Source organism: Paenibacillus sp. Y930 (assembly GCF_056786375.1).
Window position 1 is genome coordinate 939,291 of record NZ_JBXCIX010000001.1, and the last position, 20,734, is coordinate 960,024.

21 protein-coding genes and 1 pseudogene are annotated in these 20,734 nt (G+C 39.1%); 11 read left to right on the forward strand and 11 right to left on the reverse strand.

Translation table 11 applies throughout. The features are described from left to right. Positions 1 to 26 precede the first annotated feature (26 nt). A complete protein-coding gene (locus AC1TO5_RS04445; protein WP_482061564.1) occupies positions 27 to 356 on the forward strand; it encodes a YtrH family sporulation protein in 330 nt (109 codons plus the stop codon). Further along, entirely contained in the window at positions 356 to 868 is a 513-nt protein-coding gene (locus AC1TO5_RS04450) for a sporulation membrane protein YtrI (protein WP_482061565.1), read from the forward strand. The genes AC1TO5_RS04445 and AC1TO5_RS04450 overlap by 1 nt, the downstream gene beginning before the upstream one ends. Before the next feature lie 225 nt (positions 869 to 1,093). On the opposite strand, the gene AC1TO5_RS04455 is transcribed toward AC1TO5_RS04450, so the two are convergent. After that, positions 1,094 to 1,315, reverse strand: a complete 222-nt coding sequence (locus tag AC1TO5_RS04455; RefSeq protein WP_482061821.1) for a hypothetical protein — start codon at positions 1,313 to 1,315, stop codon at positions 1,094 to 1,096. Positions 1,316 to 1,345: 30 nt separating this feature from the next. Further along, positions 1,346 to 1,462: pseudogene (locus AC1TO5_RS04460) on the reverse strand (hypothetical protein); the annotation flags it as partial. 333 nt (positions 1,463 to 1,795) lie between these two features. On the opposite strand from AC1TO5_RS04460, the gene AC1TO5_RS04465 reads away from it, so the two are divergent. Then, on the forward strand, positions 1,796 to 2,104 hold the full coding sequence (locus tag AC1TO5_RS04465) for a YtpI family protein (RefSeq protein WP_482061566.1): 309 nt from the start codon (positions 1,796 to 1,798) through the stop codon (positions 2,102 to 2,104). A 6-nt stretch (positions 2,105 to 2,110) separates the two neighbouring features. On the opposite strand, the gene AC1TO5_RS04470 is transcribed toward AC1TO5_RS04465, so the two are convergent. Together AC1TO5_RS04470 and AC1TO5_RS04475 are read right to left on the reverse strand one after the other, a co-directional pair. After that, positions 2,111 to 3,487 carry a DRTGG domain-containing protein gene (locus AC1TO5_RS04470; RefSeq protein WP_482061567.1) on the reverse strand — a complete coding sequence of 459 codons (1,377 nt, stop codon included), beginning with the start codon at positions 3,485 to 3,487 and terminating at the stop codon, positions 2,111 to 2,113. Positions 3,488 to 3,621: 134 nt separating this feature from the next. Beyond that, positions 3,622 to 3,930, reverse strand: coding sequence for a hypothetical protein (locus tag AC1TO5_RS04475; RefSeq protein ID WP_482061568.1), 309 nt, complete (start codon positions 3,928 to 3,930; stop codon positions 3,622 to 3,624). A 182-nt stretch (positions 3,931 to 4,112) separates the two neighbouring features. Between AC1TO5_RS04475 and AC1TO5_RS04480 the strand changes: the two genes are divergently transcribed. The 7 genes from AC1TO5_RS04480 (at position 4,113) to asd (ending at position 11,865) form a co-directional block, all read left to right on the forward strand. Further along, positions 4,113 to 5,555: a YheC/YheD family endospore coat-associated protein gene (locus tag AC1TO5_RS04480; RefSeq protein WP_482061569.1), complete on the forward strand. Its 1,443-nt coding sequence runs from the start codon at positions 4,113 to 4,115 to the stop codon at positions 5,553 to 5,555. Beyond that, complete coding sequence (locus AC1TO5_RS04485) at positions 5,515 to 6,657, forward strand: YheC/YheD family endospore coat-associated protein (protein ID WP_482061570.1); 1,143 nt, start codon at positions 5,515 to 5,517, stop codon at positions 6,655 to 6,657. Before AC1TO5_RS04480 ends, AC1TO5_RS04485 begins: the two co-directional genes overlap by 41 nt. Positions 6,658 to 6,813: 156 nt before the next feature. Continuing rightward, on the forward strand, positions 6,814 to 8,190 hold the full coding sequence (locus AC1TO5_RS04490; protein ID WP_482061571.1) for a YheC/YheD family endospore coat-associated protein: 1,377 nt from the start codon (positions 6,814 to 6,816) through the stop codon (positions 8,188 to 8,190). After that, the gene (locus AC1TO5_RS04495; RefSeq protein WP_482061572.1) at positions 8,187 to 9,314 is read left to right on the forward strand and encodes a YheC/YheD family endospore coat-associated protein; all 1,128 of its coding nucleotides are present in this window, start codon (positions 8,187 to 8,189) and stop codon (positions 9,312 to 9,314) included. Before AC1TO5_RS04490 ends, AC1TO5_RS04495 begins: the two co-directional genes overlap by 4 nt. Before the next feature lie 24 nt (positions 9,315 to 9,338). Further along, positions 9,339 to 9,836 carry a hypothetical protein gene (locus tag AC1TO5_RS04500; RefSeq protein WP_482061573.1) on the forward strand — a complete coding sequence of 166 codons (498 nt, stop codon included), beginning with the start codon at positions 9,339 to 9,341 and terminating at the stop codon, positions 9,834 to 9,836. Then, positions 9,793 to 10,893 carry a YheC/YheD family endospore coat-associated protein gene (locus AC1TO5_RS04505; protein ID WP_482061574.1) on the forward strand — a complete coding sequence of 367 codons (1,101 nt, stop codon included), beginning with the start codon at positions 9,793 to 9,795 and terminating at the stop codon, positions 10,891 to 10,893. The genes AC1TO5_RS04500 and AC1TO5_RS04505 overlap by 44 nt, the downstream gene beginning before the upstream one ends. Before the next feature lie 180 nt (positions 10,894 to 11,073). After that, on the forward strand, positions 11,074 to 11,865 hold the full coding sequence (gene asd, locus AC1TO5_RS04510) for an archaetidylserine decarboxylase (protein WP_482061575.1): 792 nt from the start codon (positions 11,074 to 11,076) through the stop codon (positions 11,863 to 11,865). A gap of 61 nt (positions 11,866 to 11,926) precedes the next feature. Here the strand turns inward: asd and AC1TO5_RS04515 are convergent, their stop codons facing one another. Beyond that, on the reverse strand, positions 11,927 to 12,712 hold the full coding sequence (locus tag AC1TO5_RS04515) for a helix-turn-helix domain-containing protein (protein WP_482061576.1): 786 nt from the start codon (positions 12,710 to 12,712) through the stop codon (positions 11,927 to 11,929). Between the two features lie 257 nt (positions 12,713 to 12,969). Between AC1TO5_RS04515 and AC1TO5_RS04520 the strand changes: the two genes are divergently transcribed. Beyond that, positions 12,970 to 14,277 (forward strand): aminotransferase class I/II-fold pyridoxal phosphate-dependent enzyme, encoded by a 1,308-nt coding sequence (locus AC1TO5_RS04520; RefSeq protein WP_482061822.1) that lies wholly within the window; start codon positions 12,970 to 12,972, stop codon positions 14,275 to 14,277. A gap of 86 nt (positions 14,278 to 14,363) precedes the next feature. Here the strand turns inward: AC1TO5_RS04520 and AC1TO5_RS04525 are convergent, their stop codons facing one another. The 6 genes from AC1TO5_RS04525 to AC1TO5_RS04550 all read right to left on the reverse strand — a co-directional run bounded on the left by AC1TO5_RS04525 (position 14,364) and on the right by AC1TO5_RS04550 (position 20,690). After that, positions 14,364 to 15,599 carry an ABC transporter permease gene (locus tag AC1TO5_RS04525; protein ID WP_482061577.1) on the reverse strand — a complete coding sequence of 412 codons (1,236 nt, stop codon included), beginning with the start codon at positions 15,597 to 15,599 and terminating at the stop codon, positions 14,364 to 14,366. Beyond that, complete coding sequence (locus AC1TO5_RS04530; protein WP_482061578.1) at positions 15,599 to 16,351, reverse strand: ABC transporter ATP-binding protein; 753 nt, start codon at positions 16,349 to 16,351, stop codon at positions 15,599 to 15,601. The genes AC1TO5_RS04525 and AC1TO5_RS04530 overlap by 1 nt, the downstream gene beginning before the upstream one ends. A gap of 141 nt (positions 16,352 to 16,492) precedes the next feature. Next, positions 16,493 to 18,007, reverse strand: coding sequence for a DEAD/DEAH box helicase (locus AC1TO5_RS04535; protein WP_482061579.1), 1,515 nt, complete (start codon positions 18,005 to 18,007; stop codon positions 16,493 to 16,495). 38 nt (positions 18,008 to 18,045) lie between these two features. Beyond that, positions 18,046 to 18,819, reverse strand: coding sequence for an SDR family NAD(P)-dependent oxidoreductase (locus AC1TO5_RS04540; RefSeq protein WP_482061580.1), 774 nt, complete (start codon positions 18,817 to 18,819; stop codon positions 18,046 to 18,048). Between the two features lie 158 nt (positions 18,820 to 18,977). Then, complete coding sequence (locus tag AC1TO5_RS04545; protein WP_482061581.1) at positions 18,978 to 19,436, reverse strand: chemotaxis protein CheX; 459 nt, start codon at positions 19,434 to 19,436, stop codon at positions 18,978 to 18,980. A gap of 360 nt (positions 19,437 to 19,796) precedes the next feature. Continuing rightward, entirely contained in the window at positions 19,797 to 20,690 is an 894-nt protein-coding gene (locus AC1TO5_RS04550; protein ID WP_482061582.1) for a 5'-3' exonuclease, read from the reverse strand. Positions 20,691 to 20,734 lie beyond the last annotated feature (44 nt).

Consider the following 20,734-nt stretch of genomic DNA (forward strand, 5'->3'; position numbering starts at 1 on the left):
AAAAAAGTTTAAGGAGGTATTTTAACTTGAATGAGTTCCTTTCAAAAGCAGGACTTGATTTCTTTGTCGCCTTTGGTATTGTATTAGGCGGGTCGCTCCTTGCAGGTGTCGGTGCAGTATTTATGCTAATGCCTCCGGCAACAGTGATACTAGATACTGCTTCTCGACTTAAAATATGGGCAATTGTCGCAGCAATTGGAGGATCTATTGATCCAGTACGTGTCATTGAGAGCAATATTAGTGCTGGGCAAATCTCACCAGCCATTCAACAAATATGCTTTATCTTGTTCGCTTTTCTCGGAGCACATACTGCTACCGAGCTTATTAAGCTAGCATGTAAGGGGGCAATCACGTAATGCGTTTACCACCCTTTGAGCGTTACTTCCGTTTGCTGCAACTTATAGGGGTATTCATTATTGGGTTATTGGTGGGAGCTATCATATTGAACACATTGCATACCGCACAATTTGAAGCATTCTACAACTCAAGATCCGAACTAGAGGAAAAATTAATTCAGTATGAAGAGGACATTCAAAACCTATCACAATATAAGTCACAGCATTCTGTCATCAAAAGCTTAAAGCTACGTATAGAGGAAGAAAATAACGTAACTGAAAAACCAAAGCTAGACACATTAACTCAAAGTGAACTACTCAAGCAGGTGCGTGAAGATCTGTCGATATTTATCGGACAAAGTATATACGATATCGATTCCAACGCGCAATTTGCACGAAAAATATTGGAGAAGAAAGTATACTCCGGTGTATTAGACAATGATTACACCATTGAGATGAAAACAGTATTACTAGTCGATAATACGCTGCAAGTATGGATGATTGTTAGAAAATACACACCACCACCCTCATAGAAATAAGATATCTCCACTCACAAAAGCCCGCAGTTTGAACCGATACTATTAGGAGAAATCTAGAAATAAATATGATACAATAAGCAACATATGAATACTCCCGCCACTTACCAAAGCTGTCGCTTCGATTGAAGTGGGGGTTTCTGATGGTTCATCCCATTTATTTCAGGATGCTTAACACCAGTGGAGTTGACACGTTGATGGTCTGGTTACCATCCAACCCCTCTATCCCATTCGCATCTTTGACCGATACGTTTGGGAATACTTTCGCATAATATTGGCTGCACCGTTGACATCAGCATGAATCAAACCCTTCGTGTTCTGATACAGACCACGACACATCCGTTTGCCTGAGAAGATCCATGTCCCTTCTTCACCATAACTCGGTAACGGATCTTGATCTACAAAGCTGGCTTTCGAAGTATACGCCTCTTCGGTCAGGATCACGATGATTCCCTGCTCAGCTGCCTTATACTCGATCATCTTGATGAGCATGTGATGGGGAATATGATGGAAGGACTGATTATTTCGCCGTCCAATTCCGGATGCTTGTTTCCATCCATCGTTATGGGAAAGTGACGAGAGAACTTCCAATTAAATTATAGAAGTGGAAGTTCTCTCGGCGAAAACGGATAGAAAATGTGGTTCAATATGCTACATAGCATCACCCAGCAACGTGAACGCCTGCGTACACAAGCGGTCAATCTTTAGCACGAGGCTTTAAACGAAAGTTCAAAATCGTGGGCTGTCAGCACCAAGAAGATGACTTTCAGCGAAAACGAGTAGCACAGTGTACGTAATTGGTACACGAGCACACGCAGGCTTTCGATGGAGGGCATATTCGCCGCCGACTAAGCTTCGTCAGCATTCTCATCGTGATCACAGTCCACGATTTTGAACTACATCTTAAGAAAGGAGTTGATGATTGTGACATTGTTAATACAGTGGTTCCTCTCCCCCGTCATCTTCATAAGTGCCTTATTCGCTATCTACTTTAGCGTGAAGTCTAGACAAGCAAAGGAGCCAATTAAGAAAGGTATCCTTGGCGGGAAGCTTAATATAAGTATGGGAATTATGCTTATATTCATCTCATTCGTACAGCTCTTTCTATCGAATGAATCCACACTACGTATTGTGCTAGGGGCGGTGTTCTTAGTACTCGGTATTTTCAACCTATTCGCCGGAATGCGTAATTTGAGTTTTTATCAAAGAAAAGTTGCTCAGCATGAACAATAATTTCGTTTAATATGGGTCGATCATTTGAGCCGCCAAAATTGCTTTGGCGGCTAAGCCTTGTTTGTCTGTTACTGTAATTTCTATTTTAGTAACCATCCGACTTAGCTCTAAAGGCTTGGCTGAAATCGAGATATCGGTTTCGATCGGCAACGGGCGAAAGAAATACGTATTTACACTATCCAATAGAAAATCCCGTTTAATCGTTTCTCTAATCATATTACGAGCAGCCTGTGCCATTAATGTACTTAGTAAGCCCTCTGATGCCATTCCGAGAGCACCTGACATTTGAGGTGTAATCTTCCCTCTAAACACCATACTTGCATCCTCACTAACAATATCTGATTCCAGTACAAACCCCGTCCATATTAAATTTTCAAATGTCTCTCCAGTTTCAGGCTGTTTCCCAGCAAAGCGCATAGCATCAAGTACTTCTTTTCTAGTTATAACCGCTAATAATTTCCGATGTCGGTCGACAATTGGTAGCAAATCTATACCTTCTAATGCCATCGTATGGACGGCGGACGTTACTGTAATATTAGGTGCTGCAGTAATTGGATGCTTCGACATTATTTTGTCTACCTGCATACTGTCCTCTGCTCCTGCTGCATCCTTTGCCGTCATCATCCCAACTACTCTACCACGATCATCCAGTACAGGAAATCGTGCAGATCCCGTCGTTTTGAATAACTCATAATACTCGGCAATAGTCTGCCTCGTATACATCACATCTGCTGGTTTCGTAAATGTTACGATATCTTCAAGTAGAATGATCTTTCTACGAATGAGTCGATCATACATTGCTCTATTAATCATTGAAGCAACTGTAAATGTATCGTGACGAGTAGAGAGTATTGGCAATGCTAGCTCATTCGCTAGATCAATGACTTCTTGTTCAGGCTCAAAACCACCCGTTAACAATATACCCGCGCCTTGCTCTAACGCTCGTCTATGTACATTTTTGCGGTTACCTACAATAAGTAGTGATGCCTCGTTAATATAGCGCAGCATCGCTTCTAGCTCCATTGCTCCAATTACAAATTTCTGGAGTGTTTTTTCAAGCCCTTCTAATCCACCGTGTAATCGCCCCTCAACGATTTCAGCTACTTCTCGAAACGATAATTGATCCAGCGCTTCTCTTCGTTTACGATCTATACGAACAGTTCCAATTCTTTCCTTCGTTGAGACCAATCCAGTAATTTCGGCATCCTTGAACGCTTTATAGGCCGTTCCTTCGCTAACCTTCAACTCCTTAGCAATTGCTCGAACGGAGATGCGCGTACCTACAGCTAGGCTTTGTATGTGATTGATAATTATTTCATGCTTTGTCATCGTTGATGATTGATTATTCTGATCATTAGATATTCCGTAATGTTTGGTGGTCATCCTCTTCACCCTTTCATTACTATTGTAGCATCTTCATACAATTTAGCTACATCGGAACGGTCTCCATAAATGCTGACACAAAAAATCCCTATCCAGATAAACACTGATTAGGGATTGTATAGTATTACGCGAAATTAAGATGCCGTTCCTTTGACTTTTTTCTTATTCCCTTCATTCTTGCCTCTGCCTTTCATGATAGCGATCAGTTTCTTCTCGAAACGAAGTGAGCGCTGGCGCTTGATCTGCTTAAGTCTCTCACGCTTATTCTCACTCATTAAAATAATATTGCCGTTGGCAGCGATGACAAGTGCCGAAAAAGCTACCCATATGATCCAAAATGCATTTGCTAAGGGATCAGCTGACATTCCCATTTTAGGTAATGCAAAAAATAACATAACGACAGCTAGTCCCAAATTTATAAATGGTAATAATTTAAGCTTCATATATAATCTTCCCCTCTCTCATAATTAATTACTTACTAGAGCATATGAGAAAGATTCAGCTTGTATGCTATTTTTTGCGAATCACCAACAAGTCTTTGCCTACATACTATACTCTAACCCTATTACCGAAATATTCCATCAAAGTTGTAACGTTCTAACGGAAGTCCGAAAGGAGCGCAAGTATGTGGAAATCCAAATTTATCGTTCCTCTTCATATTGTCGATAGCATCGCTCATGACACTATCCATATTAGTGAAACGATTATGAAGAAGCAGAACATTCCCAATGCACAGCATATTACAATTCAATTTGGAGTTCATACCCATGCTGTCAAAGTATTGCCAAATCCGAAAAACCAAGGGCTATATATGCACCCAAAAATGGCTCAGCAATTAGGTATTCCACTATTAACAAGTAAAACTATGCAATTTGATATTCAATATTTAAGTAAGCTTTCTACGATTAAATTAGGACCACTACTTTCAGTCCTCATTAACAAAGAAACACCAGAGGATATGAATAAACCTTTCGGTGTTATTAGTTCTTTTTGTCGTGAGTTGGCTGAATTTTGCCATGCTACGGGCGCAACTGTTTATTTTTTCACCCCAACCTCTATTCCTTTAACAGGTACGATCATTAACGGTTGGATATTGGATGGAGAATGGAAGAAACGTCCAATGCCATTAGCTGAGATTATTTATAATCGATTACCGACACGCACAATTGAGAATCAAGCTCATGTACAGCAACTATTCACGCAAACCGCTAAAAAACACAATCTATTTGTTTTTAACGAACGGTTTCTTGATAAGCATGATGTCTTTCATGCACTTGGGGACGATGAAAGCGTCAAGCACTATTTGCCAGAATCATTACTACTGGAAGAGTATTCCACATTGAAATATATGCTTAGCAAATATGATGTGCTTTATGTGAAACCCGTTCAAGGTAGTCTAGGTAGAGGGATTTATCGTATTACAGCATTAGATAATCAGAAAATGATCACGTTAGAAAAAGCAAGTTCAACTTCGCAAAAACCACTCAAATTCCCAACAGTATCTAGCTTATATCGCGTATTCAAACCGAAACTAGCGCAAAAAAAATATCAAATTCAACAAGGTTTATCTGTATTACAAGTAGGCCGGAGTCCTGTAGATTTCCGAGCGCTTGTGCAGAAAAATGCTAACGGAGCTTGGAGCATTACATCAATCGTAGCAAGAACAGCTGGGAATGAACGATTTGTCGCTAACCTAGCACGTGGTGGAACAATCGATACCGTCACTAATACGTTATCGCGAACAAATCTATTACAACATCTAGATGCTGCTGCTATGCTCGTCGCTTTAAAACAAGCAGCTATTGCGATAGCACAGTCGATCGATAATAATATCGATGCACATTTTGGTGAATTAGGAGTAGACCTAGCTATCGACATTCACGGCAAAGTATGGCTATTAGAAGTTAATTCTAAGCCATCCAAAAATGATAACACCCCGTTGCATAATAATAAGATACGACCTTCAGTCAGAATGGTAGTTTCTTATGCGAAATATCTAACTGGTTTTGAGGAAGGGAGAAATTCCCATGGAAGTCATAGAATTAGGAATAGCCGTCGCAAAAATTGAATACTTGGAAGATAGCACTAGGACCGATGTGTTACTGCCCGAGCCTAAGTTTTATCAACAATTAAGTCAATTAGGTGAGCTGCATAATATAGCTGTATTTATTTTTTCTGCTAATGAATGGCAGCAGCATGATCAGTTACTTTTTGGCTTTCGTTACACACAGCAAGGCTGGAAGCGCCAATCTGTGCCTTTTCCCGATGTCGTGTTCGATCGTTGTTTTTACGCAAGTTCCAAGGAACGTATAAAGATGGAATCCGTACTTGCTGCTCTACGGCGCCAAAAACCTTATCATCTCATTAATAATTATCTACCAACTAAATTACAAGTTTACGATCAACTTAACACCGAAGAATTGTTAATTCCTTATTTGCCTCATACTGATTCTATTCAAACACTACCCGAAATTTCACAATGGCTAAAGCTATATCCGCAAGGCATTATTCTCAAACCAGCTGCAGGTATGCATGGCAAAGGCGTTGTTCATATATACTACAATCCAGAGCTACAACTCTATCAAGTAAGTGGACGTAATCTTCGTAATGATAGCTTTGAAACTAGCTTCTCACGTGAACTTTCTTTGTTGAAATGGCTCTACAAATTCAAGAAGCATTTACACTATGTTGTTCAGCCTTACTTCTATTTACGCGATGATAAAGGGCAGCCTTTCGATATTCGAGTACTACTACAAAAAGATGATCATGGCCAATGGCAACAGACAGGCAGTATTGCAAGGGTAGGTAGACAAGATGGATTAACATCAAATTTACACGGCGGTGGTGAGGCACAATTGCCATTACCACTATTGTCGAAAAATTTGGGCAGCTATAAAGCAGAACGTTTACTACAGGAAATCCATATAATAAGTGGGCAAACAGCTATTGCCATCGAGCAGCATTTCGGACGCTTTGGAGAGCTTGCATTAGACTTTGGTGTCACTCCACAAGGACGCATATGGTTATTAGAATGTAATAGTAAGCCAGGTCGCCAAGCTTTCAGTATTGGCTTAGATCGTAACGATGCACAACTTGCAATCGAGCGACCACTCCAATATGCAAAATTTTTGTATGATCATTATCGCTATAAGCAATATGCCGTCAGGTAAGTTAAATAAGTTAAGCAAGATAAGTAATGGCGAGCAAGCAGCTACATTTTTCAAGCCTGGTTCAAAAAGATCGCTCGTACGTCCCCAAAAATGTCATGTGATCGATTTGAACTTCTATGTAGATTAACTTTGCTCCAACAATCAGGAGGTACATTGATGAGTCTTACCATTTGCAACATACACTTCTCACAGCAGCCTGAGCAGGTCGTATATGCTTCCAAATCGCTCATCCAAGAGCTGCAACTTAATACGTCTAAGCCCCTTATTATACGACTAGGGCAGAAGGAAATAAAAGCATTAATAAAGCCATTAAAGCGTGCGGGTAAACATCTATATTTATCATCCGGTATTCGCGAAATCATTAAAGTTCCAAGTAGCGGTACTATTCATCTGTTCCCCCGTGATACTAATGATATCCAATTAGGACCTCTCATCGGCATATTAACCGATGTTATCAAACCTGGCGAAGGCTCACCCTTCAACTCCCGCTCTTCATTCGTTAAACAAGTCATTAAAGCGGGTCATAACAAAGCGTATACGTTCGGCTTTACACCAGCTGATATTAATTGGCAAAATAAAACAATACACGGCTATTTTCTCAATGCACAAGGGACTTGGTTTCGCCGCGAAGTAGCTTTTCCAGATGTTATCTACAACAGATTACCCAATCGAAAGACTGAAATTGGACCATCGATGACCGCATTACGAGAACGTTTTGTAAAAATCGGTATTCCCTTTTTCAATTGGAGTTTCTTGAACAAAGCTGATGTATACGAATTTCTCGACAATGACCCTGAGGCGCTACTTCATTTACCCGAATCAGTGACAAATCCTTCGCAAGAAAAAATGAAATCGATGCTTCATCAATATAAATTTATCTACTTTAAGCCCGGTACCGGCAGCCTAGGCTATGGCATCTACAGAATTACGTATCACCAACAAAATGGCTATTTCGTTCGATATCGTAACAATCGTACGAATACGCTATTGAAATTTACAAGCTTCGAAAAAATGTATCGCACACTATCGTTAAAGCATGGGGAAGGAATAAAAAACTATGTTGCTCAACAAGGTATCCGCTTAATTGAATTAGATAAATGCCCTGTCGACTTTAGATTTCATATGCATAAAGATATTAATAACGAATGGCAGCCTGTCGGTATCGGAGCAAAAAAAGCGGGTCGTGGTAGCGTAACAACTCATATGAAAAGCGGAGGTACATTACTCACACCTCAGCAAGCTCTCCAATATTCGTTCGGCAATCGAACACATGAGATTCTAGAAAAAGCAAAGAATATTTCTGTTAAAATTTCCGAAGCGATTGAGCGGAACTATTCACACCGACTTGGTGAACTTGGATTAGATATCGGAATAGATCAAAATGGTGATGTGTGGATGTTCGAAGCTAATGCAAAACCAGGCAGATCTATTTTTAAACATCCCGAGCTTCGAATCGCAGGCAGAGAATCATTGAATCATATTGTGGAGCATTGCTTATATCTTAGTCAGTTTCAAGGGGGCGGAGTATCTTGAATAGTCCCTCAATAGAAGAAACCCCCGATCTTAATCAATTTGTAAACAATGTATTTGCGATCTTAACCTCTAACGATGCGCAAGGAAAAATGCGCGGTAATCGAAGTAATTTTATCGATATTATTCAAGCAGGACGAGAAATGGGATTTACCGTCTATGTACTTCCCGTCGAGCACCTAACGTTGAATCGCGAGCAATTAAGGGGTTATGTGTATGTTAATAATACCAAACGTTGGATACAAAAATGGATGCCTTTTCCGAACATTATATATAATCGCATCCCTCTTCGTTCCTATGAAGAAACCGCTGCCGTGAAAACAAAGTTGGCAGCTTGCCAAAAAAATTCAGATCTAATTTTATTCAATCCAACGTTTTTCAATAAATGGGAATTACATCGCTGGTTACGCCGTTCAAAAATTACAAAAGCCTATATTCCACTTACTCGTAGACTCAGTAGCGCTGCTACACTTGAAGATATACTACAACAGCACTCCTATTTGTATTTGAAGCCAGAAAGCGGAAAAGCTGGAAAAGGTATTATGACCATTGTCAAAAAAGACAATAATACTTTACCATATCGACTGAACATTCAAGAGAAAACGTACAGTACCACCTTCAATTGTGCAACGTTCAAAAAACTTTGGGCACGTATTCAACAAGAATGTGGTACTGTTCCATATATTGTGCAACAAGGGATTCCATTAGCGACGTATCGTAACCGCAAATTCGATCTACGCACATTGATCCAGAAAAACGGAAGTGGAAACTGGGAAATTACAGGTCTTGGAGCACGAATAGCAGGAAGTACAAGTATTACAACCCATGTACCTCGTGGTGGTAGTATTGATGAGCCGCTGAAATTGCTAACCCATGCATTCGATACGACAGAAGCTCAGAATATTATAGATAAAGCATCTAAAGCTGCTATTAAAATTGCTAATCAAATTGAGCGCAGTGCAAATTATCGACTAGGTGAAATGTCTATGGATATTGGAGTGGATCAACTCGGGAATGTTTGGTTCTTCGAAGCAAATTCTAAACCGATGAAATTCGATGAACCACATATTCGTAAAGCATCATTACAACGCATTTTTCAATATAGTCAGCATCTACTCAAACAATAGCTGAAAACAGGAGGTGCAACATTCATGCTAACCCGTCACACTTCCAGATCTTGGAATAAACAGAGAGCAAAAATTTTGAACTTTATTAGCCACTATGGAGAGAAAAGAATTACGCTTGCCACACTTCACAGTTTACGTGCGCTCTCTGATGAACAACTAAACTACCAATCATCACCTGATATTGTTCCAGCTTCTGTTGTTACTTTCAGCGATCAAGGTAAATTAACAGGAGTAGGATATGCCATTGGAGATGGTAGTGGACATTGTCTCATCGTAGTGCGACCAGAGGACCGAAAAAGCGGTATCGGCTTTCAAATTATGAAGGAACTTATCGATAATCTAGACTGTTTTTCATGTCATGTTGCGATAGATAATATTTCTAGTTTGACACTTTGTTTCAAAAATGGACTGCATGCTGTATCCATGTTCAAAGGTCCGACCGGAAAGGCAACCTTACGTTTTGAAAGGAGTTCAGTTCATGGCGCGGCTACTGTTAGGAATACTAACACTATATCTCAATGACAACAGAATATTAGAAGAACGAAAAATATATGAGCAAATGACGATTGAAGCCGCACAGCTTGGCATTAATATCATTGTGTTCACGCCCGAAGATATGTCGACACATCAGGCGAAGGTTAGAGCTCATTATTTCGATACCACTCAAAAACGTTGGGCGCGGAAATGGGCGAATATTCCGAAGTACGTCTTCGATCGTTGTCGCTTTCAGAAATCACATCGCATGAAATCATTACAAACATTTAAAGCGCAATATCCCAACATTCATTATTTGAATAAACCCATTGGGCATAAATGGATTGTTCATCAGAAACTAGAGGAACATCTCCCTATTCGCCCTTATCTCCCTCATACGATCCACTATTCAAATGTAGCGGATATTGCCTATATGTTAAATCTATATAAAGTAATTTATCTTAAGCCTGTTAACGGCACAGGTGGTCGTGGCATTCTACGTATCGAAAAATCATCCAATGAGATGGTTTTTATTGAAGGAAGAGATCATGACCGTAATATTATATCTCCACAAAAATTAAGTCTATCATCACTACGTACTTTTGTGCAGAGATGGAACGGGGTTAACTCTAATTATTTGATTCAGCAAGGTATTCCCTTACAGCTTGCTAGTGGGAGAGTACATGATTACCGCGTACTCGTTCAAAAGGATGGAAATGGACAATGGAATGTAACGGGGTGTGCAGGAAGGATAGGAGCTAAGCGCAGTATTACGGCAAATCTTCATGGTGGCGGATCTGCAGTTCCGATGGAAAAATTAATGCGTAGCTTTATCGATAACAATATTAATATAGCTGCTGTACAAAATCAGGTAAATGATCTTTCCATCGAGATCGCTTCATATCTAGAAATGTGTTATTTTACATTGTATGAGTTAGCGATTGACATTGCAATTGATCGCGAAGGTCAAATATGGATTATTGAAATCAACCCTAAGCCTGCACGTGAAGTTTTCAAAGAGATAGGTCTTCTTGATGTTTATAAAAGTGCAATTCGCAAACCACTTGAGTATGCTAAATATCAATATTTGAAAAATGAAAGTTAATAAGCAATATGCCAGCTGCCTGACAGCTGGCATTTTCTGTTCCTTACTGGAATCTACAGATAACTATTGCATCAAATGCAGTAGCCGTTTACTATTATAGTTTAATCATACATTATGTATCATCGGTATCAATTAGTGCTTTCTATATTATTCAGAATAAAAAAGGAGTTACAACCTATTATGTTGAAGTCGCTATTACGCGCAATGACTGAGCTAACCTCTCAAAAATGGATTTCTCGTATTACAGGCGCATTCGCACAGTCTCGTGGAAGCCGTATTTTCATCCGAAAATTCGCTTCAATATATGGGATAAAAGTTGCAGATGCAGAAAAACCAATTGAGCAGTATCGAACGTTAAATGAGTTTTTCACCAGACGACTAAAACAAAACCTTCGTCACATCGATACGACAGCTTCTGCACTTATATCACCTGTTGACGCTCTTATTACTAGTTGTGGCGTCATTCATAACGGAACGATTGTAAATGTGAAGGGACAAGACTATTCCGTCTCAGAATTGCTAGCAGATGATGTGCTAGCCAAAAAGTTTCTTAACGGCTATTATTATGTGCTGTACTTAAGCCCAACTGACTATCATCGTATTCATACTCCAATCGAAGGAACGATTATTGGCCGAGTACATTTGCCAGGTAAAGTATACCCTGTTAATAACTTTGGACTGACTCATATGAAGCGAGTACTTAGTCGAAACGAACGTTTAATTACATATATTAAAAGTAATATGAATACAGTAGCCGCTGTTAAAGTTGGTGCAATGAATGTAAGCAGCATTCATTATGTACATGATCATAAAGTTCAAGTTGAGCGTGGTGAAGAGCTTGCATACTTTGCGTTCGGCTCCACTGTAGTATTACTGACGGAAACTAACTCATATGAAGCTGACCCTGCTGTTCAATTGAATAGCAAAGTGTTGATGGGACAAAAACTTGGGACAATGGTTGAAAAATCATAAAGACAGATACAAAACGCGTAGTTATCTGAATTTCTCGTTCAGTTAGCTACGCGTTCTTTTGTTATCTTATTTCAGATGGGTTTTTTCCAGTGTATTGTTTGAACTGACGGCTAAAGAAAAATATATCTCGGTAGCCCAGTGCATCTGCTACTTCCGTCACATTCATCCCCGCATGAGTTAGTAAATATTGCGCTCGATCTATTCTCGTTCGAATCATATACGTTTGAACAGACATACCTAATACTTCTCTAAACTTCATTGAAAAATATCGAGGTGATAACTGTGCGCGCGTCGCAAGATCTTCAACGCGGTGAGCAACACTAGGATTTTGTCGAATAAAGTTAGCCACCTCATGAATAGCTTCGGTTAACTGATTACTTGCTTTTTTCTCTGTTGGCGTCTGGAAATCCGCACGAAGCAGATGAATCATTATTTGTTTCAAAACAAGCTTAGCTTCTTCCTCCGCAGCAAAAGTTTGAATAAGAAATAATCGAACATAACGAGATAATAAAAATTCAAAGTCTATCGTATCTTTTAGTACACGATAGCGCTTTGGAATGACCTCTACGTCTTCTTCCGTAGCAAAGTGAATATATGTTAGCACTAATGGCTTTTGTGGATTATGTGTAGCACTCGTATAATCTCCTGGGCGGAATAAGAAGCAGCTTCCAGGACCTACCTCGTGATGTACGCCGTTAACTTCAACATCTCCTTCTCCGCTCCATACGTAGAATAGATCAAAATTCGGCATAGGTTTTTCTCGTCTTGCCCATCTCCAACCTGGCTCACAAACAATTTTTGCAAATGCAGGCTTTAGCACTAGCTTCTCTGGCGATATGTCTAGCATAATTGACCACTCCTACTACTTTATTTCTTATAATCAAATGTAATCTATTAAAGTCTCTATACAAATTGTGCAAAAAATAATACCCCTATACTCCATTATAATTAAACTTGCGAAAGGTTCAACAGAAAATTAATGCAAATTGCTTGATTGAAACTTTTTTCAGTTGTTCATGGTCTAGTTGCAGTAATAATGTTATAATATGTGCGACTGCACTAACCTATAAATATGATTGATTTCGGAAGGATGGAATGAAGTCCATGAACCCATTAGCTCAGCAACTTAATGAGACGCTGCAACAAGAAAGTCCCGCTGTCTATGACATGTTATCTAATCTAGGGAAAGCAATTTACTTCCCGAAAGAAGGTATTCTTAGCCAATCTGCAGAAGCAAAGGCTAAAGCAAAAAAGTATAATGCTACAATTGGTATTGCAACTGAAGGTGGCAAGCCAATGCACCTTAAAGTTATCCAAGATACTTTAAGCGCTTATGATCCTAAAGATATTTACGAATATGCTCCTCCTGCAGGTAAGCCGGAACTTCGTACTGCTTGGCGTGAAAAAATGGTAAAAGATAATCCTTCATTAGCTGCTGTACAAGCTGAGATTAGCAATCCAATCGTAACGAATGCATTAACGCATGGTCTAAGTATTGTTGCTGATCTATTTGCCGATACAGGGGACGCTGTTATTATCCCGAATAAAAATTGGGAGAACTATGAATTAACTTTCGGTGTTCGTCGTAATGCTGAAATCGTGGAGTATCCACTATATAATGAAGATCAACGATTCAATAGTGATGGTTTACGCGAAGCATTGCTTGCTCAAAAGGGCAAAGGTAAAGCTATCGTCATCTTAAACTTCCCTAATAATCCAACTGGTTATACGCCAGATGATCGAGACGGCGCTGCTATTGTTGCTGCAATTCAAGCGGCAGCTGAAGAAGGTATTAAAGTTGTTGCAGTAACTGATGATGCTTACTTCGGATTGTTCTTCGAGGATTCAATGAAAGAATCTTTGTTCAGCAAATTAGCTGATCTTCATCCTAATGTACTTGCAGTTAAAATTGATGGTGCTACAAAAGAAGAATATGTATGGGGCTTCCGTGTAGGCTTTATTACTTATGCATCATCTTCCAAAACAACACTTGCAGCACTTGAACAAAAAACGATGGGCATTATTCGCTCTACAATTTCAAGTGGTCCTCATCCATCTCAAACTTTTGTCTTGCATGCACTTAAATCTCCTGAATTCGAAGCTCAAAAAGCCGAAAAATTCGAGATTATGAAAAATCGTGCGAACATTGTAAAAGGCTTGCTAGATAGCGATCGCTATGGCGATGCATTGCAATACTATCCGTTTAACTCTGGATACTTTATGTGCTTGAAGCTTTCCAATGTAACTGCTGACGCTGTTCGTCTATTACTTCTAGACAAATACGGTATCGGAACGATTGCACTTGGAGATACCGATCTTCGTGTTGCCTTCTCTTGCATCGAAGGCGAACAGCTAGAAGACTTATTTGATTGTATCTACAAAGCAGTTGTTGAACTGACAGAACAAGCTTAATCATATTTTTATACGATGAACGTTCATCTTACAACAAAAAATCGACGCTTGGATTTTACCAGGCGTCGATTTTTTAATTGTATCTATTAATCGAGATCATCGACTTCTTTTTCGAGCTTGCGTTTCATATTGAAAGCACGAACGATCGGATATAGTATGGCGAACGCAATCATTACAATAACTTGTGAACCATGTCCACTCCACATCGGAGTCGTCGTCATTAGTAGAACAAAAAGCAACATATAGCTTAATATTCGATCGATCATAATGATCTGTTGTTGCTGAAGCTTTAACTGCATCGGGAATATATCTTTCCAAATCGCGTAGCGATGTACTTTGCGTAATGAGCCTATTTGCAATGTTATAATTATACCAAACAGTATATAACTAATAACTGTTCCCCATCCATCGATGCCATTACCTGTAGCCGCTAAGTAGTTAACAAGTCCACCGAGAATAAGTAATCTTATACAAATACCACCGATTTCAGTACGTACGAACGTTATCAAATGTAAATATACGAATGTATATTGCTTCCGATATGGTACGAATGGAATAATCCAGCTCAAATATTTTCTTTGCTTCACAATAGGTGGACCAACACGTACATCAATGAACCAACTAAAAAATGAATAGAGGCGTCGCATCGTGATTTGTTCTTCTGTAATTAAGCGATCCCATGGAAATTGTTGCTTACTCGTCACTCTATAGAGAGTAGCTAGCATAGCGATTACAATAACCGTAAGACATAACATACCCCAGTGACTTGAAAGTAGCCAACCCAGCAATAACATAAACATTAACAGCCAACGGAATAATCGCATAATGTTCCGATTCATTGACCAGACCAACTGGCGTTCCTGCCAAGCCAGTACATGATTCACAGCTTTCATCAATACGAGTACCGTTATAAATATTATCGGTTGATAAGCATCGGTTTGACGATATAACGGCCAATATATCAATGTAACAATTAACAGATAAATGAAGCCATTTCGCAATGAGCGAATATGAGACTTTTTCATATACGAATGCAAGCGATGCTCCATCGGCATAAGAAATATCGTATCTGCTTCTTTCAACCATGTACGCAGAGGACTATAGCTTATTAATGGTGTGAGCACGAGCGCACCAATGAGTTCCAACGGGAAATTTTCCGGTACATTATTGATTAAATTAACATATTGAATAATGCTCACAATACCAATGAGCGAAAGAAAAGCCGGAAATCCACTCCGCATCATATAATTAATATATGGAAAAACTTCTTTCATGAAAGCATGCTTTCGTTTCTGCCATAAATGTACCACATCAGATGACATCAGACTTCCCCTCCATTTAACAATTCATAGAAGGCTTCCTCTAGGTTTCTCGCTTGACCTCCCCCTTGATTAGCTTGATCAAGCATTTGCTGTAATGTTCCTTGTGCCACCACTTGACCACCATCTAGCATGAGAAATCTATCACAATAGTGTTCAATTGTTGCAAGTATATGTGAGCTCATTAAAATCGATGAACCATTTTTCTTCACTTCCTCAAGCTCCTGAAGCAAGGAACGAATCCCTAGTGGGTCAAGACCGAGAAAAGGCTCATCAATGATGAATAAAGACGGTTTTGCTAATAAAGCACTCATAATCATTACCTTTTGTTTCATCCCTTTGGATAGATGGGCTGTAACTGCTTTACGCTTTTTCTCCATATGGTAACGTTGAAGTAATTGTTCAACCTGTTGTTCATATTGTTTCTGCGGGACACTATATGCCATCGCTGTTAAGCGCAAATGTTCCTCTACCGTTAACTCTTCGAAAAGAACAGGTGTTTCCGGTACATAGGTGTAACCACTTCTATACTTTTCAACATCATCCTGCAAGGTCGTCCCATTAATCATAATGGTTCCTTTATGAGGAGTCATTAATCCAAGAATATGTTTAATTGTGGTGCTTTTTCCAGCCCCGTTAACTCCGATAAGACCAATCATCTCACCTGACTCAATATGTAAATTAATATTTTGAATGATCGCTTTACGTGGACTGTATCCTCCACTTAATTGTTCAACACTTAATACTGTACTCATTCGTTCACCTCATTCTTTTCTTCATATAAGCATACCTAATTTCTACATGAATATCAAAAAAAGAGTAAAAGCAAATTGCTTTTACTCTTTAACCTTACATGTCTTAGGTAGTTTAATAGCAGAGTAAATCCACCGTATTACTTAGTTATCAGTAGATTGTCGCTTTTCTTTCAACCACTTAGGAGCACCTTTATTTTTACCGCTATTTGCTTTTTTCTTTGATTTAGCTTTTGCAATTGGACCAGTTTTTTTGTCTTTTTTCACACTACCATTATTGCTAATAAAGGAATTGCTCGAAGTGGAAATTTGACGTTCTTCACTTGATTGGTTTGTTTCTTGAGCTTTGTTAATTCCACTGTTATCGTTAGCAGTCGAACTTCCTTTTAATGGAGTAGACTTGATCGTATCCGTTTGTTTCCCCTTGCTAACACTCGCTTGTGGTCGATCCAAAGCTGCTGCCTGCTTACGAGGAATCGACTTCTCCGCTGGCTTGTATTTCGTTGCTTCAGCTACTTGAGCTTCATTCAACAATTTACCACGGAACAATATTCTTTCTTCAATCTTAATATTCAATTGCTTCATGAATTTGTCCATAATGAACTTTTCATGTGGCGTAATAATAGATATAACTAGACCTGATTTCCCCATACGACCTGTTCTACCTGCTCGGTGAACATAATGATCAGCATCGACAGCTGGCTCAATCTGAATAACTAAAGGTAGATCAATAATATCGATACCACGAGCAGCAACATCAGTAGATAATATCGCATCAAGCTTGCCTTCGCGGAACGCAGTTAATGTCGCTGATCTACGTTGTTTATCAGCTTCACCAAATAACGATTCGATCTTGAATCCTTCATATTTCATCTTCGTTTCCCAATTGGAAATTTGATTCGTATCATTGACGAATAACAGTGCGGAAGAAGCATTCACGGTGCGAAGCAATCGTCTTGCTGTATCTAGCTTAGAACGTTGATCACATACTACATAGAAATGTTCGATGGAGCTTGCTACTTTTTCTGCTGGTGTAATCATAATATGATGAGGTTGTTTCATCCAACGACCTTCATATCTGGACATTGTTGTTTCTGGATACGTAGCAGAGAAAAATGCAGTTTGACGAAACTTATTAACACTGAATAGTAAATTCTCAGTATCTGTAGGTGTGCCTAGCTCAAATGTTTGGTCTGCTTCATCGATAACTAGATACTTAACTTGATGAAGCTTCAGACGTTTACTCTTAACTAATTCATTCATACGACCAGGTGTACCAATAACGATATGCGGATTGAGCTTCAATTTTTCAATTTGACGCTTTGTAGCAGCCCCTCCAATTAATTGTTGAGCCTTAACACCTAGCAGCTCTCCATAACTCTCAGCCACACGGAAAATTTGCATCGCTAGCTCTTGAGTAGGTGCAAGTACTACAGCTTGAATCGCTTTTGAGTCAACATTAATAGTTTGCAAAATAGGCAGCAAAAATGCCAATGTCTTACCACTACCCGTTTGCGATTTGACTGAAATATCTTTGCCTTCTAACAATAATTGAATCGCTTGTTGTTGCACCTCGGTCGGGTCAACAATACCTTGCTTTATTAACTCTGAACTTAGTACTTCATTAATTCCAAGTTCTGTCCACTTCGTACTAGACATATTAAAATCCTCTCTTTGCCCATTAGGGCCCTTTGATGTTATTTTTTATTGAGCCATTTACCTGCTACCTTGTCGATGACTCTTGGAAAAAGCTGATACAACTTTAATCCAAAGGCCGGAATACGTGGTAGACTCAGCTCTGCACGCTGCGAATAGAGAAGTTTAATGATTTGCTTAACTACATATTCAGGCTGCATAATAAGCCATGAAATATTTTTAACGTAATTGCCATCAGGATCAGCAATATGGAAAAACTCGGTGTTTATCGGACCAGGATTAACTGCAGAAACTTTGATTGGTTTGCCCCTTAGTTCCATTCGTAATGAATTAGTGAACCCTAGTACCGCATGTTTCGTTGCAGCATAGGAGGTTGATTTGGCATTCCCGATCATTCCTGCTAATGATGCTATATTAACAATATGCCCGCTACCAGCACGTTCCATAATCGGAAGTACAGCTTTTGTGCATCGTACAATTCCCATATAGTTTGTGTCCATCATTTGTTCATATTCTGCAACTGATAAATCTTCAATACTATCAAATTTTCCATAACCTGCATTGTTAATCAATATATCAATTTTTCCATAAGTAGCAACAATATGATCTACTGTCGATTCAATATTAGCTAGATTCTGCACATCCATGACGTAGATCGCAGCTCGCCCTGATATTTTTTCTAACGCGAGAGTTAGACGTTGTTCATTTCTTCCTGTCAGTATCGTTATTGCACCTAAAGCAGATACTTGCTCGGCAAGAAGTGAACCAATGCCGCTTGAGGCACCAGTAATGAGTATTACTTTATCATTAAGCATCTATATCACCCACCAACAGTGTACTTCATAATAATTGAGAAAGCAAAATTGAAAACTGCTAGATTGCAATTTTCATATATACAATATGCTGCAGATGATATCGTCTATCTAGCCTCATCGCAAGCATGAAAAAAGCTCCCTCTCAGGGAGCTAATATATTATTGAACTACAACTTGAATATCCAATTCTCCAATGCCTTCAATGATTAATGGTACCGTTAAAGCTTTAGTACCACCAAATCCAGCTGCTTGTGCCATTTCCACAATTTTTGGAGGCGTAATATCTACTGACATTCCCTGATTGGATAAAATAGTACTTGCATTTCCACTAATCATATTACTTAGTTCCGAAATTGCACTTCTTCCCATTTCATCAAGTTCCGATATGACGTAACCGCCCATCATTGCAGAGATTATCTTCAAAGCAACAACTTCTTTTAGGCCAAATATAATATTGCCATTCATTTGACCATTTAGTCCGATATGAATCCAAATGTACTCTTCTATAAACTTAATATCCTTAACAGATACTTGACCAGTAGAAGGACGTACCTGTATCACTTGTTCAATAACCATTTTGGCTGAATCCAAAAAGGGGTTAATAAATTCCACTTTCACTATTCAGTCGCTCCCCTCTGTATAAAATATCTCAAGTGGTTAACTAATGCCTATTATACAAGATCATCTAGGTCAAGTATACTAAAATTTCGCAACTTTACTACTAGTATTAACCTTCCACCTATAACTACCAGCATCTAACTTCCTAATTATGAGGTATTCGTTACGAGGGTTGGTCTGGGTAATCTACAATTTTCTACTATTCTCTACCTCTTACAGTGAGTTGGATATATCTTTATACCTAGTGGAGCAATAAAAGGGCGCTCCGAGAACTAGTCAAAGTGCGAAGGCGATTCGATGCCGAGTACACTACTGCACGTTACTGCGTGATCACAGTTGGCGATTTTGAACTTCCGCTAGCTAAACTTCAGCTAGTGTTACTCCGTCTACTAACTTAGCTAGACTCCCAAACTCTAACTCTTCGAACTTGTCGTAAACATTTTGCTTATCAAAGCACCACACACATTGCTCTTCAACTAATGGTTCAAGCGGAGTTTCACAATGAATCGTTGCTAATTGGCGAGACAAATGAAGCATATCAAGATCCGCTTCTATTTTACGACTAATCGTTGCCGATACTTTATCTAATGATTCTAGTAATTGATCAATAGACCCAAACTCCTGTATTAGCTTATGAGCCGTCTTTTCTCCAATACCTTTAACGCCAGGATAATTATCAGCTGTATCGCCCATTAATCCTTTAACATCAATAATTTGCGCCGGAGTCAATTGCTTCTCCTCTAGCAAACTAGCAATTGTATATAGCTGATAGTTTCCGATACCTTTTTTCATAATTGCAACATAAACAGACTCGTCGATCAATTGCAGCATATCATGATCGCCCGTTACAATAATAACTTCATGATCTTGTCCAAGCGTTTTTGCTAATGTGCCGATACAATCATCAGCCTCATAGCCTACAATACCGATATTAGGTACATCAAAACTACTCACAACTTCCTTCACAAGATCAAATTGCGGAATAAGATCTTCTGGAGCTGGTGGACGATTTCCTTTATATTCCGTGTACTGCTCACTACGGAACGTTTTTGATCCCATATCCCAACAGCATATCACATGGGTAGGCTTGTACGTTTGAATGGCATCTAGAAAATATCGAACAAATCCGTGAACGGCGTTCACTGGTACACCTTGACTTGTTCTTCTTATTTTCCCGGTAAATGATGTTGCAAAATAAGCACGAAATAATATTGCCATTCCGTCAACGAGTAAATATTTTTGCTTCTGTGACATAGTACAGCCAACCTCTTTCTATCATTCATTTCAAATAAAGTTTA

What these genes read in the sequence shown, in the direction of transcription:
- AC1TO5_RS04450 (WP_482061565.1), top strand. Translation starts at nt 356, where the DNA reads ATGCGTTTACCACCCTTTGAGCGTTACTTCCGTTTGCTGCAACTTATA.
- AC1TO5_RS04470 (WP_482061567.1), bottom strand. Translation starts at nt 3,487, where the DNA reads ATGACCACCAAACATTACGGAATATCTAATGATCAGAATAATCAATCA.
- AC1TO5_RS04475 (WP_482061568.1), bottom strand. Translation starts at nt 3,930, where the DNA reads ATGAAGCTTAAATTATTACCATTTATAAATTTGGGACTAGCTGTCGTT.
- AC1TO5_RS04480 (WP_482061569.1), top strand. Translation starts at nt 4,113, where the DNA reads ATGTGGAAATCCAAATTTATCGTTCCTCTTCATATTGTCGATAGCATC.
- AC1TO5_RS04485 (WP_482061570.1), top strand. Translation starts at nt 5,515, where the DNA reads ATGGAAGTCATAGAATTAGGAATAGCCGTCGCAAAAATTGAATACTTG.
- AC1TO5_RS04490 (WP_482061571.1), top strand. Translation starts at nt 6,814, where the DNA reads ATGAGTCTTACCATTTGCAACATACACTTCTCACAGCAGCCTGAGCAG.
- AC1TO5_RS04500 (WP_482061573.1), top strand. Translation starts at nt 9,339, where the DNA reads ATGCTAACCCGTCACACTTCCAGATCTTGGAATAAACAGAGAGCAAAA.
- AC1TO5_RS04505 (WP_482061574.1), top strand. Translation starts at nt 9,793, where the DNA reads ATGGCGCGGCTACTGTTAGGAATACTAACACTATATCTCAATGACAAC.
- asd (WP_482061575.1), top strand. Translation starts at nt 11,074, where the DNA reads ATGTTGAAGTCGCTATTACGCGCAATGACTGAGCTAACCTCTCAAAAA.
- AC1TO5_RS04515 (WP_482061576.1), bottom strand. Translation starts at nt 12,712, where the DNA reads ATGCTAGACATATCGCCAGAGAAGCTAGTGCTAAAGCCTGCATTTGCA.
- AC1TO5_RS04520 (WP_482061822.1), top strand. Translation starts at nt 12,970, where the DNA reads ATGAACCCATTAGCTCAGCAACTTAATGAGACGCTGCAACAAGAAAGT.
- AC1TO5_RS04525 (WP_482061577.1), bottom strand. Translation starts at nt 15,599, where the DNA reads ATGTCATCTGATGTGGTACATTTATGGCAGAAACGAAAGCATGCTTTC.
- AC1TO5_RS04530 (WP_482061578.1), bottom strand. Translation starts at nt 16,351, where the DNA reads ATGAGTACAGTATTAAGTGTTGAACAATTAAGTGGAGGATACAGTCCA.
- AC1TO5_RS04535 (WP_482061579.1), bottom strand. Translation starts at nt 18,007, where the DNA reads ATGTCTAGTACGAAGTGGACAGAACTTGGAATTAATGAAGTACTAAGT.
- AC1TO5_RS04540 (WP_482061580.1), bottom strand. Translation starts at nt 18,819, where the DNA reads ATGCTTAATGATAAAGTAATACTCATTACTGGTGCCTCAAGCGGCATT.
- AC1TO5_RS04550 (WP_482061582.1), bottom strand. Translation starts at nt 20,690, where the DNA reads ATGTCACAGAAGCAAAAATATTTACTCGTTGACGGAATGGCAATATTA.